Origin of the sequence: Pseudomonas sp. Pdm06 (genome assembly GCF_014851795.1) — a bacterium.
Taxonomy (GTDB): Bacteria; Pseudomonadota; Gammaproteobacteria; order Pseudomonadales; family Pseudomonadaceae; genus Aquipseudomonas; species Aquipseudomonas fluorescens_AA.
Genome location: NZ_JACVAH010000011.1, coordinates 35,755 through 50,543, shown reverse-complemented (window position 1 = coordinate 50,543; position 14,789 = coordinate 35,755). Strand labels below are relative to the sequence as shown.

The window sequence follows — 14,789 nt, the reverse complement described above, 5'->3', positions numbered from 1 at the left end:
GCTAAAAATTCAGGCGCGACGCAGGGCGTGATGCTCCATGCGGTTTTGCAGACGATAGAGATAAGCGAAACCCTGCTCCCAACGCTGGTGGCCGGACTTCACGTTGATATGCCCCGCCCCGGCCAGAATTCCGGCCTCGGCCCCCCAGTTGCGCGCCAACTCCAAGGCTCGCGGGGCGCTCACGGCGGCGTCGTTGTCGGAACTGACCACTTGGCTTGGGAACGGCAACAGATCGCTGGGAATCGGCGCGAAGTTGCGCAGCGCCGGGACGCAGGCTGGCCGCTCGACATCCGCCGGCGCCACCAGCAACGCCCCACGCACCTGCCGCAAAAACTGCACCGGCGCGGTGGCGGCCCAATGGGCCACCGTGATGCAACCCAGGCTATGGGCAATCAGGATCACCGGGGTGCTGTCGGCGGCCACAGCCTCGGCCAGCGCCGCGACCCAGTCTTCACGCCGAGGCGTCACCCAGTCGGCCTGCTCGACCCTGGCACTGTTGGGCAGGCTGTTCTGCCAGTGGGTTTGCCAATGATTTTCCGGCGATCCTTGCCAGCCCGGCACAATCAGGTAGCGAATCGATTCGTTGCGCATGGGTGCTCTCCTGCGTGTCTGTTCCCGGACGAGTATAGGGAGGAGAGCTATATTATTTAAGGAATAAGAAGCTATTTGTTAATGCTTAAAACGAATAACAGGTTAACCCCTGTGGGAGCGAGCTTGCTCGCGATAGCGAACGGTCAGTCGACATTGATGTAACAGACATACCGCCATCGCGAGCAAGCTCGCTCCCACAGGTCTCTCAGGCAGGCCGCTCGCTACGCCCCTTGCGCATCAACACATCCAACTGGTCTATCACTTCCGCCCAGTCCGCATCCTCGAGGATTTCCTCGCGCAGCATTTGCCGCTGGCCCTCATTCCAGAAAAACGCATCGGCCAAGTGCAATCCGGGCTTGAGGGGTGAATGCGTGGCGATGAACTGATCAATGCCAATGGCGTCATCGGGCAAGCCCAGTTGCTTGAACAATGCGCGAAGGGTGTGGATCGGCGGTTCCATAGGGGGCTCCTGGACATGAGTGGATGACGGGGTTGTTCCTAGGCAGTCTAGCCCCTCGCCGACCGCCAGACTGATCAAAATTCAATCAACCCCCGACTCGACTAGACTTTGAATAAACATCCCGACGACGACACGTTGTGGAGGATCCCGTGAACATTCACTGGTTGATGGTTGCGCTGCTGGCGATCAGCGGGTGAATGAGCGGGCTAGTCCTAGAGCCGTTTTTCCATAACGATGGTGCGCTCAGCCCCATGAAACTCGTCGCGAATTTTCTGATAACCCAACGCGGCATAGAATTTTTCAGCTGTAATCGACGATGGCACACGTACAGCCCCAATACCGGCGTGGGCAGCGGTTGCATGAATGACATCCATCAAATGCCGACCGATACCGCTTTTTTGGTGAGCTGGGTCAACGAAAACACTTCTGACTACGTCACCGTCGAGTCCAGCAGTGCCGATGATTTTTTCGCCCAGCAAGGCTACGAAAACCCTGCGCCTGGCAAGTTGTGCGGTGACGACCTCAGGAGCAAAACTGCGCTCAACCTGAGCGATCACATCAGGCGGGTAGTCCTGTGAATTTGACTCACGCAGGGAAGCCAGAACTACACGGCTAATCGCTGCTGCATCTTTGCTCGTGGCGGGACGAACATGACATTCCATGCTAAGACCTCAATCCAGAAGGATCACAGCTTAGCCCATCGCAATGTGCCTTCCCCGGATGCTTACCCACCATCGTCTTCCCCTTGCCGATTGAATTGCTCAAGGGGATGGCGGAGTTGTCACCTAACAAGGCTCGATGCGTTACCGACAATGCACGCACTGCCCACTGTGGGAGCAAGGCTTGCCCGCGATGGCGGCGATGCGGTCTTTCAGAAATCGAGGCGCCTGTTTCGCGAGCAAGCTTTGCTCCCACAACGGGAGCGTGCGGCGTTTCGCTAGAACCCCTCGCCATAGCGCAATGTTTCGAGTGCGTCATAGGGCCCCTGCGCCCAGTGCAGGACCCGCTCCCGCAACAGCGCCGAAGCCTCCCGGCGCTTGCCCTCGCTGTCACCGACAAACGCCTGCGCCGGCTGCTTGGCATGCTGCCCAACCGTGGCGAACACTTGCTCACATTGCCGATCATCGAGCCCGAAAAACGCCGCCAGCCTGCCCGTCATCGCCTCGGGCAGTTCGGTGTAGTTGACCGCCATCCCAGCCAATGCCCGGCAGTGTTCCAAGCCTGTTCCCAACAGCCGCCCCACCCGCCGCGGGATGAAATCTTCCTGGCTGCCAAACGCCAATCCATCGTCCAGGACCGTCGCCCCGATCATCCCCGGCACCATGTGCATGCCGGGACGCCGCAGGTGGGAGACCGAAATTTCCAAGGGGTCGCGGTACACGAACAGCCAGGGTGTGTCGGGAAAGCACTCACGCAGCAGCGGCAGTTCACCGATGTTCCAGGCGTCGAGCTTGACCACCAGGCGTTGCTCCACACCTCGGCGGCGCTGCCCGTAGGCCGACATCAAGCCCTTGAGTGCCACACACCGCTCGGCCGGTGGCAAATCACTGCGCAGCAGCGTATCCAGAGGTGGCGGTTCCGAGATAACGATATGGTCGTCCAACTGGGCGAGCATCTGGCTGATCAATGTCGAACCGCAACGGGAGGCATGGAAAATGAATGCGCTGGGCTCAAGTCCCGGGGTTTGTCGTTGCCATTGACCGAGTGTGCCCAAGGGCGTCCGGCGGCGGAACGCCTGGTTGAAGGGCAGGCGCAGGGCGTCTTCCACCGCATCGCCAAAGAACGGCTGTGACAGTCGCGCGTCGCCGAACCAGCACCAATCGACCCACCACTGCCCGGCCTCTTGCCAGAGGCGGATCGGCAACCAACCGTGCAGGTTCAGGTCTTCCACGGGCTTCTCCACTGCTGGCGACCGTTGCGCATGGCGGCCCGCAATTCTTCCCGGGTGAAATGAAGCCCTCGTTCGGCCCCCAGCGCCAGGCTGGACTCAATGAAAGCGTCGAGGTCGTGCAGGCTCTGCAAGGTACGGGCGAGTTCAGGATCGCTTCCCACGCGCTGCTGAAAACGGGCGAAGTCGCTTGGCCTTACGCCAGCGGCGGGGGTGGTGGGCAGCCCATCGGCAATCTGCTGGGCCAGCCACGGCCCGGGGCGACAATCGAGCACCAGATGAACCCGCGAATGAGCACTTCGGTTAACCACCCGGTGAGGCCGCGCCAGGTCGAGAAACCAGCACTCGCCGGCCGTCAGCGGAATGATTTGTCCATCCAGGAAAAAGTCCACGTCAGGTGGGCTGAGCAGCGGAACGTGCAGGCGCAGGTCGGCGTCCGGCCCGCCCAGATCATAGTCGCGATGCTCGTGGATGCACCCACCGGGACCCAGCCGCAGCAGCCGGGCCGAGACGATCTCCAGGGGCCAGTCGCGCAACGCCTCATGCCAGCGACCGTCCGCCAGCCAAGGCGCACGCTGACTTGGCTGACCGCGCCCGGGCGACAGCTCGGTGACGGCATCCGCCGCCGAAATCAGCGCCACCCCGCTCCAGTCGCCGCTGTAGTAGGCACTGTTGAAATGCCCTTGCCAGCGCGCGTCTTCAATGGCCGCCAGTGCCTGCAACAGCAACGGCAGGTTCACCGCCACTGGCAGCCGGGAAAACGCCGGGCGCATCATGCCCAAGGCCCGTTACTGGGGCACGGCGGCCGTTGGCACGTTGATGTTCCCTTGGGCCCAGGCCGCTTCGCGGTTCGCCAGCGCCGTCGCGATCGATTGCACTGCGGTCGATTGCACTTCGTTCGGCATTGGATCGAGGCCGGCGCTGGCGAAGATCTGACCGTAGGCGTTGCGCAGGTCGGCATAGGCCAAGTCCCGGCGCAGATCAGCCTGCAAGGTGTTCAGTTCACCCTGGATCAGGTCCAGCTCGCCAATGCCGGCAGCCTGGTGACGGCTGCGCAACTGGCCAACGATCTGCCCGTCGATGTCCGACAGTTGCTGGCTGGTCTTGAACTGGCGCAGGGCTTCGCGATAGTTGGCATTGGCGACGTACAGCTGCGCCAGCACGGCAATCGACATCGCCTGGCGCCGCGCCGACGCGACTTCTTCACCGGCCTTGGCCACGTCGATGGCCGCCGGAGCGGAGATCACGTTGAACAGGTTCCAGGTGACTTTCACACCATAGTCAGCCCAGCCCTGCTCCACCAGGAACGAGTTGCTGTCGTAGTGGCCGCCAGCGGAAAACTCCAGCCCCGGCAGCAGACGCAACATGGCCTTGCGGGTTTCGGCGGCGGTGATGCGGGTCTGGTAATCCTGCTCGCGCAGTTCCGGGCGGCTGGCCAGGGCTTCCTGTTCGAGACGGGCCAGGTCGACCTTGAGTTCCGGAATGGTGTATTCATCCTGGGTCGCCAGGGTCAGCTCGGTGCCCAGAGGCAAGTTGATCAGGGTCGCCAGTTCGGTCTTGGCCAGGGACAACGCCCGGCGTTGTTCTTCAAGCTGGCGGGTGGCCTGGATCAGCGAGCGCTGGTAACCCAGGGCCTGCACCGGGTCGCCGATGCGCTGTTCGCTCATGCTCTGGCTGTTGCCACGCGCCGCGTCGACCCGGACCATCAGACTGTCGATCTGCTTGAGCAGGCGCTCGGCGGCCATGGCGCGCCAGTAGGCCGAACGCACGTCCTGGACGATGGTGTTGATTACCTTGCGCCGGCGCTCCTGCACAATCAGGCGCTGGTCCCCGGCCTGCTTGGCACTGATGTAGCTCACACCGAAATCGAGCACGTTCCAGACCATGGTCAGGTCCGCCACTTCACGGTCACGGTCCTGGGAGGTCGACGGTTCCAGGGACTGGGTACCGGTTTCCACGCTCTGGCTGCTGGAGGCGTTGACGTTGTTACGGCCCACATACCCGGCGTCCAGGGCCATGCGTGGCAGCATGTCGAAACTGGCCAGGTCCAGCTGACGCTTGGCCAGGGCCTCCTCCATGATCTTCAAGCGACCTTCGAGGTTGTACTTCACCGCCCGGGCCATGGCCTGGTGCAGGGTCAGGGGGCCGCTCAGCGGCTCCTGATCCTTGTACATGTTCTGCAGGTCGGTTCGAGCGCGCTCTTCGCTGACGCTGCGATCGATCGGCTCGCTGGTGACCGCACACCCGCTGACCACCAACGCCAGCAAACTCATACCGAATAACTTCTGACTTCTATTCATTCCCTGGATTGCCCCTGGCTGCCCCAATATTTTTTAGAATTCAGGCCTGCGCCTGGCTGATGCCGACCTGTCGTAACGCCGTTGCCAGGCTATCGACCTGACGCTGTTCAGTGTCCTTGAGCTGTTGCAGTTGCTGGCCCAAGGTCGGTGCGCCGAACATCCCGCGCAGCCCTTGGGACACATCGCCGCCCTGCATCGACTGGCTACCGAAGGCATCCATCGAGTCGCCCTCGGAAGCGGAGTCCTGGGTGAACAGGGTCGAAAGCGTGCTGCTGCCGAACACCCCGCCATCGCCCCCACCAAAGCCCAGGAACCCCTGGCCAGAACCATCGCCCCCGGCATCGTTGCCGAACACCTGGGCGATATAGCTAGGCGCCAGTTGGCCCCGGTTGATGAAAATATCCCCAATCGGCTTGAGGCCACCGCCAACGTCCCGCTGCTCGAACAGCGGCGGGAAGCCCAGCGGCGAACCGAGGTTGCCGGTCGGCGGGGTAAAGACGATCGGTTGCAGCGGCACCTCGGACGGCGGGGTAACCGTGACCGGGTCGGACGTCAGGAACTCCGGCGGCGGCTTCACATCGTTGGGTACCACGGTGTTGATCGCATAGTTGTTGGACACCGCCACGCTGGCCCCGGTGTTGCCGGTCAGGTCGTTGACGTTGCTGGTGTCCAGGGCAATGAAATTGCTCGGGTCAGTGAGGTTCACCGTGGGTGTGAACGTCGCGGTCCAGGTCCTGCCGCCGTCGCTGCTGGTCAGGTTGGTCAGCTCGCCGTTGGTGACGCTGAGGTCCGACAGATCGAAATTGCTCACCGCCTCGCTGAAGGTGATGGTGACCTGGGTCGTCTCGCCCACGGTCAGGTTCGGATCGGCCACCACGATGGTCGCGGTCGGCCGGGAGGCATCGAGCGCGTAGTTGCTGGAGATCGCAATGCCTGCCCCGACGTTGCCGGCGAGGTCCTGTACGTTGCCGGTGTCCAGCAGGATCAGGTTGGTGGCATCGCTGACGCCTGCGGTGGGCGTCAGGGTCGCCGTCCAGGTCAGGCCGCCGTCGCTGCTGGCGAGGTTGGACAGCACGCCATTGGCCACGCTCAGGTCCGACAAGTCGAAACCGGACACCGCCTCGGTGAAGGTGATGGTCACGGTGGTGCTCTGGCCGATGCCCAGGGTGGTATCGCCCAGGGAGATGGTCGCGCCAGGACGGGCCGTGTCGATCGCGTAGTTGTTGGAGTTCACCACGCCGACACCGCTGTTGCCTGAGGCGTTGACCACGCCGCTGGTGTCCAGGGTGATCAGGTTACTGGTGTCGGTAATGCTCGCGCTCGGGGTGAACGTCGCCGTCCAGGTCACGCCGCCATCGGAGGACGAGACGTTGCTCAGCGTGCCGTTGCTCACGCTCAGGTCAGTGTTGTCGAAACCGCTGACCGCTTCCGAGAAGGTTATGGTGACCTGTGAGGTTTCCCCTATTTGCAGGGCACTGTCAGCCACCACGATCGTGGCAGTCGGTACCTGCGTCTCGACCGCATAGTTGGCCGAATCGGTGGTACCGGTCCCGGTGTTGCCAGCCGCATCGCTTACGCCGGTGTTATCCAGGCTGATCAGGTTGGTGGCGTCGGTCACGCCCAGGGTTGGTGTGAACGTCGCGGTCCAGGTCAGGCCGCCATCGCTGCTGCTGACGGCGCTCAGGGTGCCGTTGGCCACGCTCAGGTCAGCGTTGCTGAAGCCGGTTACCGCCTCGCTGAAGGTGATGGTCACCTGGGCGGTTTCACCCGGCTTCAGCACCGAATCGCTCAGCACGATGGTGGCGGTCGGACGCTGGCTGTCGACGCTGTAGTTGTTCGAATCGGTGGTGCCGCTGCCGACGTTGCCCGCCAGATCGGCGACGCCGCCATTGGCGAGGGTGATGAGGTTGCTGGTGTCCGTGATGCCAGCGGCAGGCGTGAAGGTCGCGGTCCAGGTAATGCCGCCGTCACTGCTGCTCAGCCCACTGAGGGTCCCGTTGGCGACGGTCAGGTCGGCAGTGGTGAAGCCCGTCACGGCCTCGCTGAAGGTGATGGTCACCAGCGAGGTCTCGCCCGCGGCGATGGCGGTGTCGGCGACGACGATGGTCGCGGTCGGGCGCACGGTGTCGATCGCGTAGTTGTTCGAATCGGTGGTGCCGACGCCAGCGTTGCCTGAGACGTTGACGACACCGGTATTGTCCAGGGTGATCAGGTTGCTGGTATCGGCAATGCTCGCACTCGGTGTGAACGTGGCCGTCCACGTGACGCCGCCGTCGGAGGACGACACGTTGCTCAGCGTGCCGTTGCTGACGGTCAGGTCGCTGTTGTCGAAACCGCTCACCGCTTCGTTGAAGGTGATCGTCACCTGGCTGGTTTCACCGATGCTCAGGGACGTATCGGCCACCACGATGGTCGCCGTCGGCACCTGGGTATCGACGGTGTAGTTGGCGGAGTTGCTGGTGCCGGTACCGGCGTTGCCGGCCGCGTCGCTCACGCCGCTGTTGTTCAGGACGATCAGGTTGGTGGCGTCCCGCGTGCCGGTGGCCGGGGTGAAGATCGCCGTCCAGGTGATGCCGCCATCGCTGCTGCTCACGGCGCTCAGGGTGCCGTTGGCCACGCTCAGGTCCGAGTTGTCGAAACCGCTGACCGCCTCGCTGAAGGTGATGGTCACCAATGAAGTCTCGCCGACGCTGAGGTTGCTATCGGCCATCACGATGGTCGCAGTCGGACGCAGGGTATCGACAGCGTAGTTGTTCGAATCCGCCGTGCCGGTGTTGATGTTGCCCGCCACATCGGCGATCGAACCACTGTTGAGGCTGATCAGGTTGGTACTGTCGCTGACACCCGCACTCGGGGTGAAAGTCGCGGTGAAGGTAATGTTGTCGCTGGTGCTCAGCCCGCTCAGGGAACCATTGCTCACGGTCAGGTCAGCCAGGGTGAAGCTCGTCACGGCCTCGCTGAAGGTAATGGTCACCAGCGAGGTTTCGCCAATGGCAACGGCCGTGTCGGCCACGACGATGGTCGCGGTGGGGCGCACGGTGTCGACCGCGTAGTTGTTCGAATCGGTGGTGCCGACGCCCGCGTTGCCCGCGCCGTTGATCAAGCCGGTATTGTCCAGCGTGATCACGTTGCTGGTATCGGAAATGCTCGCACTCGGCGTGAACGTGGCCGTCCAGGTGACGCCGCCGTCGGTGCTGATCATGGTGCTCAGGGTACCGTTGCTGACGGTCAGGTCCGCATTGTCGAACCCACTGACCGCCGAGTTGAAGGTCACGGTAACCACTGAAGTCTCGCCGATGCTCAAGCTGGTATCGGCAATCACGATAGTTGCTGTCGGCACATTGGTGTCGACCTGGTAGTTGTTGGAGTTGGTCGTGCCGGTGCCGGTATTGCCCGCGGCATCGCTGACGCCGGTGTTGTTCAGGGTGATGACGTTGGAAGTGTCGCTGACCCCGAGGGCCGGGGTGAACGTGGCAGTCCAGGTGATGCCGCCATCGCTGCTGCTGACCGCGCTCAGGGTGCCATTGGCCACGCTCAGGTCCGAATTGTCGAAACCACTGATCGCCTCGGAGAACGTAATGGTCACCAGTGACGTTTCACCGACGCTCAGCGCGTTGTCGGCCACCACGATGGTCGCGGTGGGGCGCAGCGTGTCGACGACGTAGTTGTTGGAGTCGGTGGTGCCGCTGCCAGCGTTGCCCGCCCCATCCACGACGCCCGTGTTGTTCAGCGTGATCAGGTTGGTGGCATCGCTGGTGCCAACGCTCGGGGTGAAGGTGGCGGTGTAGGTGATGTTGTCGCTGGTGCTCAGCCCGCTCAGGCTGCCGTTGGCGACCGTCAGGTCAGCCAGGGTGAAGCCGGTCACCGCCTCGTTGAAGGTGATGGTCACCACCGAGGTTTCGCCCAGGGCGACGGCGGTATCGGCGACGACGATGGTGGCGGTAGGGCGCGCCGTGTCGATGGCGTAGTTGTTGGAGTCGGTGGTACCGCTGCCGGCGTTGCCGGCAGCGTCCGCCACGCCGGTGTTATCCAGGGTGATCAGGTTGGTGGCGTCGCTGGTGCTGGCGCTCGGGGTCAGTGTCGCGGTCCAGGTGATACCGCCGTCGCTGGTGCTCAGCCCGGTCAGGGTGCCGTTGGCGACCGTCAGGTCGGCGGTGGTTAAACCGGTCACTGCTTCGTTGAAGGTGATGGTAACCAGCGAGGTTTCGCCGATTCTCAAGGCGTTGTCAGCGACCACAATCGTCGCGGTCGGGCGAGCGGTATCGACGGCATAGTTGTTGGAACTGGTGGTGCCGGTGCCAGCGTTACCGGCCGCGTCCAGTACGCCGGTATTGGCCAGGACAATCAGGTTGGTGGCGTCCGTGGTGCTAGCACTTGGGGTGAGCGTCGCGGTCCAGGTGATGCCACCGTCGCTGCTGCTTAGTCCGCTCAGAGAACCGTTGGCAACGGTCAGGTCGGCCAGGGTGAAACCCGTCACCGCCTCGCTGAAGGTAATCGTCACCAGGGAGGTTTCACCGATATTCAGGGCGTTGTCGGCCACCACGATCGTCGCGGTCGGGCGCAGCGTATCGATGGCGTAGTTGTTCGAGGCGGTGGTGCCGGTACCGACGTTGCCGGACAGGTCGGCAACGCCGCTGTTGTTCAGCACCACCAGATTGGTGGTGTCGGTGATAGCGGCGTCGGGTGTCAGGGTTGCGGTCCAGGTGATACCACCGTCGCTGGTGCTCAGCCCGGTAACTATACCGTTGGCCACCGTCAGGTCTGCGACGGTGAAACCGCTCACCGCCTCGTTGAAGGTAATGGTCACCAAGGACGTTTCGCCGGCGCTCAGCGCCGTGTCGGCGACCACGATAGTGGCCGTCGGGCGCAGGGTGTCGATAGCGTAGTTGTTGGAGTTGGTGGTGCCGACACCGGCATTGCCACTCAGGTCCGCGACACCGGTATTGTTCAGCACCACCAGATTGGTGGTGTCGGTGACAGCGGCGTCGGGTGTCAGGGTTGCTGTCCAGGTGATACCGCCGTCACTGCTGCTCAGGCCGCTGAGGGTGCCATTGGCCACCGTCAGGTCAGCCGTGGTCAACCCGCTGACCGCCTCGGAGAAGGTGATGGTCACCAGTGAGGTTTCGCCGCTCCTGAGGGCCGTGTCAGATACCACGATGGACGCCGTCGGTGCCACGGTGTCGTTGACGACGTAATTGTTCGAATCGGTGGTGCCTACCCCGGCGTTACCGGCCAGGTCCGCCACACCGGTGTTGTTCAAGGTGACGATGTTGGTGGTATCGGCGATGTTGCTTGCCGCCGTCAACGTACCGGTCCAGGTGATGCCGCCGTCGCCGCTGGTCAGCGTGCCGATGGTGCCATTCTGCACGGTCAGGTCCGCCGCGGTCAGTCCCGTCACCGCCTCGGAGAATGTGATGGTCACCAGCGACGTAGCGCCGGAATTCAGGTTGGTGTTGGCTACGACAACAGTCGCGGTGGGCGGCGTTTCGTCCGGCGTGTAGTTGGTGTTGATGGTGCCGCCATCGCCATAGACGTTGGCCACCGAACTCGGCGAGACACCTGCCGTGCCGGCACTCGTTCCACCAGTGCCGCTGCCGCCGACGTTGCCGGCCAGGGCCGCGAAGTTGGCCGCGGTAATCAGGATCGAACCCTTGTTCCAGATAGCACCGACACCCACGCCACCGGCGCCGCCCGCCTGGGTGTAGCCACCACCGGCGCCGCCGCCACCGCCACCACCGCCCGCCCCGATGTTGTTGGAGATGACCGAGTTACCGATGATCCGCAGGGTTGCGCCCGTGTCGTTGTAGATACCGCCAACCGCGCCACCGCCGGCACCACCGATGTCGTTATAGCCGTCGCCACCACCGCCGCCGCCGATGGACAACCCACCGCTGCTGGCCGTGCCACCAGAGGAACCGGTGCTGTAGCCGGCATAGACAGCGCCGCCGGTACCGCCGGTCGCGGAGCCGCCACGGCCACCGATGTTGAAGAAGCCGCCCCCGGCACCGCCCTGGTTGGCCGAGCCGTTGGAACCTGAGGAGTTGAGCGTATCGCCGCCACGCCCGCCGATCCCGCCACCGAGCGCGCCACCACCGCCGCCGCCACCACCTGCGTATTCCGGCGTCACACCACCGCCGCCGCCACCGCCCGCCGCCACGTTAGCCGTGACCGTGACGTTACGCAGGGTCAAGGTACCCGCGTTGTTGATCCCGCCGCCCTTGGCCACCAGCGCATCGTCACCACCGTTACCGCCGTTGCCCGACACAACGCCGCGGGTAATCACCAAGCCATCGAGGGTGGCCGTGGTGCCGGCCGTCACGTTGATCACCTGGGTGCGGAACTGCCCGTCCAGGGTGACATCGGCGACATTGTCGTTGTTGAGGTCACCGTCGATCGTGACGTTCTTGTTCACCACCAGCACCTGGGTCAAGGCGACGGTCATGCTGCTGTTGAAGGTAACGATATCGCCGTTCTGGGCGGAAGCCAGGGCGGCGCGCAGGGAGCCCACGCCGGAATTGGCATTGTTGGTGGCGGTCCAGGTGGCCAGGCCCCACTGGTATTCACTCATGGCATTGGCCGACAGCACGTTGGCGCTTTCGATGTTGCCGGTGGCGATTTCCAGGTCCCAGTCACCGCCCAGGCCCGTGCGGTCGTTCGATGCAGCCACGTCACGACCGGTCAACTGCGCCAATGAATCCACCAGGCTCAGGCCACGCTCGCCTTCGGCGGTGTAGCAGCCGTAGATCAGGATATCGCCGCCGGCGTTCATGTCCTGGCCGATCTGCGCCAGTACTTCGCTGCGGGCCTGGACGTTGTCCGCCGACAGGTAGCTGTTGCCCAGCCACAAATCACCGGCGTTGCCGTGGGCGATGATCTGCACCGAGCTGATGCCCTGGTGGGTGTCCAGGTAATCGGCGATCTGTTGCAGGCCATCCTTGGTGGCATCCAGTTGCACCACCTGGGTCCCGGGCGCCACGCCTTCGAGCAGGTTGGCGGAATCCTTGACCCGGGAATCGACAAACACCACGGATTTGCCCGGAACGGCAGCCTGGGTGGCATCGACCTGGCCTTGGGGCGCATGAGTGTCGGCCGGCTGGTCCGCCGTGGGCGTCTTGGCTGCCTCGGCATTGGGTTGCGCGTCTGCTTGCGCGGCATCGGCCACGGTTGCCGCCACCGCGCCGTCGAACAGCATTCGCGGCTCCAGGGACATGATCATTGGCGATGCCAGGGCCTGTGCGCCCTCGGTTACCCGCGATTTGCCTTTGCTCCACCACATGACGATCACCTGGACTCGAACTTCTTGAACGCAAATGAAAAAAACCGCTGTCAGCTGACAGCGGCGTCGGATTTCATACGAATGACATTGGCGGCGCTTGCGGACCCATCGCGCCAGAACGACAACTCGGCATACTTTTCAAACAGATCCGGCGGCAACAAGGTCCGCCGGGCTTGCGGCGCGACCTTGGGCTTGACCTTGTGCAGGCCGGCAACGCCCAGGGCCTGGTCGAAGGCCGGTGCGTCGTAGGTCAAGTGATTGAAATCGTGCTCGAACCAGGGCTCGCCGATGAACTCGTACACCAGGCGCATGACCCGCTCGGGGGCCTGGCTCAGTAGATCGTAGTCAACGATCAGCAGCGACTCGGCATTCTCGCCGTAATAGGCCTCTTTGAGCGCCGTCCAGGCAAGCCCCACCAGGCGATTGCGCTGGGCCAAGGTTTCGCAGCGGCTGTAGACGGTATTGCGCTCGTCATCGTCGTTGAACAGCTTGGTGTTCTCGAACGGATTGGCGCGATAAAGGCGCTCCAGGCTGTCGAGGATCCAGGCGACGTTGCGCACGCAAGCGATGGTCTTGGCCTGGGGGAACAGATCCTGCAGGGCAGGCAGGCGGGCACACCATTGGCGATTGGTGTCGAAGATGACCGGTTTATCGGCTTTGTCGGCGTAGTAGGAATCGAAGAGGCCACGCAACAGACGGCGGCGCAGGTCGGTGTCGATCACCGAACCGAACTCGCTGCCGGCGCTGCATTGCTGCAGGACGGTGCTGAACAGCGAACCGACGGGACTGGTCATGCCGGCATGAAAGCGCGGATTCTGCAGCAAAATGGCAGAAAGCAGGGTCGAGCCTGAGCGCGGTAAACCGGAAATAAAGTGAAACTGCGGCAATCCCTTCACCTGTTTTGTAGTCCTTTTGTAGCGCCAAGCGTAGCCGATGAAATAATCTTCGCCTAGTAGTACTTTGATATCAGATTCGCCTAGGCTAAAAATAAAGATGGACGGTAGAAATCCTCGTGAACCTGAATCGATTAAGCCGTTTCGCGAGATTTTTCCGCCCGCTTCGCTCGGCAAAATCAAACATCCCGGTCTACGCTCAGCCGTGCGTGACCAGGCCAGGGAATAAAGGAGTCGGGCTGATCGCACTCTTGTCCTTTGACGCGCCGGGCATTGCGAAACCCAATCACCTGAAGGATGAGGAATCTATGGAAGTATTCATCGGCACTATCCAGTCATTCGCCTTTAACTTTGCCCCCAGGGACTGGGCCCTGTGCAACGGACAGACGCTTTCCCTTTCTCAATACCAGACCTTGTTCGCCTTGATCGGCGTGACGTACGGAGGCAATGGCCAGACCACCTTCATGCTACCCAACCTGCAAGGTCGCCTGCCCTTGGGCCAAGGCAACGGCCTGGGCCTGACCCCACGCGTCATCGGCGAGATCTCCGGCACCGAAAACGTCACCCCGACGCTGAACAACCTGCCCATCCACACCCACACCCTCACGGGCGTCACCGCCTCGACCACCCTGCAACTGGCGAACCCGGCCAGCAATCCAGTGAACACACCCACGGCCACCAACTCATTCATCGGCACCTCGGGCACCGGACCAGGCTCGGCGGCGATCTACTCCGACCAGATCGGTGCCTCGCCAGTACCGCTGCAAGGTGTCAGCACCACCGTCAGCGGCACGATTTCCCCTGCGGGCAACGGAATGCCATTGGCCGTCATGAACCCCTTCCTGGCCATCAACTTCAGCATCGCCCTTCAAGGCTACTTCCCGTCTCGTAACTGATGAACCGCCGGAGGGCTGCGGTCCTCCGGCCTTTTGGAGTGTCGACATGCTGCAACAGGTTCATAGCCGCCATTTCCAACCGCTGCTGGGCCAGACCGGCAACCTGATCCTGCCCGACGGCAGTTGCCTGCCGGTGCGCTTCGAAACCCTTGAAGAAACACCTCGGGCGAAGATGCCGAGCACCGAGCGCATGCCCTTCAGCGTCGAGTTCAACAGCCTGGAGAGCACCGCGTTCGTGGACGGCCTCTGCGGGCTGGAGGTGCCGGAACTGGGCAAGATCGAGGGGGTGTTCGTGTCACGGATACCGCCCATGGGACGGGATCCGGCGTTGGGATATTTCTACATCGCGTTTAACTAAAGACTGATGATCCCTTGTGGGAGCGAGCTTGCTCGCGATGGCGGACGGTCAGCTTGCATCCATGTTGGATTTACCGCCCTCATCGCGAGCAAGCTCGCTCCCACATTGAACAGGTGGCAAGTCAGGC

General features: G+C 62.9%; 10 protein-coding genes. 2 read left to right on the top strand and 8 right to left on the bottom strand.

The features are described from left to right. Positions 1 to 9 precede the first annotated feature (9 nt). From IB266_RS18265 to IB266_RS18230, 8 genes are all read right to left on the bottom strand, one after another. Positions 10 to 591: an alpha/beta hydrolase gene (locus tag IB266_RS18265; protein ID WP_122565144.1), complete on the bottom strand. Its 582-nt coding sequence runs from the start codon at positions 589 to 591 to the stop codon at positions 10 to 12. A gap of 205 nt (positions 592 to 796) precedes the next feature. Continuing rightward, positions 797 to 1,051 carry a DUF2789 domain-containing protein gene (locus IB266_RS18260; RefSeq protein ID WP_060739718.1) on the bottom strand — a complete coding sequence of 85 codons (255 nt, stop codon included), beginning with the start codon at positions 1,049 to 1,051 and terminating at the stop codon, positions 797 to 799. A 212-nt stretch (positions 1,052 to 1,263) separates the two neighbouring features. Then, complete coding sequence (locus tag IB266_RS18255) at positions 1,264 to 1,713, bottom strand: GNAT family N-acetyltransferase (protein WP_192262008.1); 450 nt, start codon at positions 1,711 to 1,713, stop codon at positions 1,264 to 1,266. Between the two features lie 275 nt (positions 1,714 to 1,988). Next, positions 1,989 to 2,942, bottom strand: coding sequence for a sulfotransferase family protein (locus tag IB266_RS18250; protein ID WP_192262007.1), 954 nt, complete (start codon positions 2,940 to 2,942; stop codon positions 1,989 to 1,991). Next, the gene (locus tag IB266_RS18245; RefSeq protein WP_192262006.1) at positions 2,930 to 3,715 is read right to left on the bottom strand and encodes an aspartyl/asparaginyl beta-hydroxylase domain-containing protein; all 786 of its coding nucleotides are present in this window, start codon (positions 3,713 to 3,715) and stop codon (positions 2,930 to 2,932) included. Before IB266_RS18245 ends, IB266_RS18250 begins: the two co-directional genes overlap by 13 nt. 12 nt (positions 3,716 to 3,727) lie before the next feature. Then, the gene (locus IB266_RS18240) at positions 3,728 to 5,239 is read right to left on the bottom strand and encodes a TolC family protein (RefSeq protein ID WP_192262005.1); all 1,512 of its coding nucleotides are present in this window, start codon (positions 5,237 to 5,239) and stop codon (positions 3,728 to 3,730) included. Positions 5,240 to 5,279: 40 nt separating this feature from the next. Further along, positions 5,280 to 12,515 carry an Ig-like domain-containing protein gene (locus IB266_RS18235; RefSeq protein ID WP_192262004.1) on the bottom strand — a complete coding sequence of 2,412 codons (7,236 nt, stop codon included), beginning with the start codon at positions 12,513 to 12,515 and terminating at the stop codon, positions 5,280 to 5,282. A 50-nt stretch (positions 12,516 to 12,565) separates the two neighbouring features. Beyond that, complete coding sequence (locus IB266_RS18230; protein ID WP_060739725.1) at positions 12,566 to 13,411, bottom strand: sulfotransferase family protein; 846 nt, start codon at positions 13,409 to 13,411, stop codon at positions 12,566 to 12,568. Between the two features lie 305 nt (positions 13,412 to 13,716). Here IB266_RS18230 and IB266_RS18225 point away from each other — a divergent pair, with 305 nt between their 5' ends. Both IB266_RS18225 and IB266_RS18220 read left to right on the top strand, forming a co-directional pair. Further along, entirely contained in the window at positions 13,717 to 14,304 is a 588-nt protein-coding gene (locus tag IB266_RS18225) for a phage tail protein (RefSeq protein WP_192262003.1), read from the top strand. Positions 14,305 to 14,350: 46 nt separating this feature from the next. Continuing rightward, on the top strand, positions 14,351 to 14,662 hold the full coding sequence (locus IB266_RS18220) for a DUF6916 family protein (RefSeq protein ID WP_192262002.1): 312 nt from the start codon (positions 14,351 to 14,353) through the stop codon (positions 14,660 to 14,662). Positions 14,663 to 14,789 lie beyond the last annotated feature (127 nt).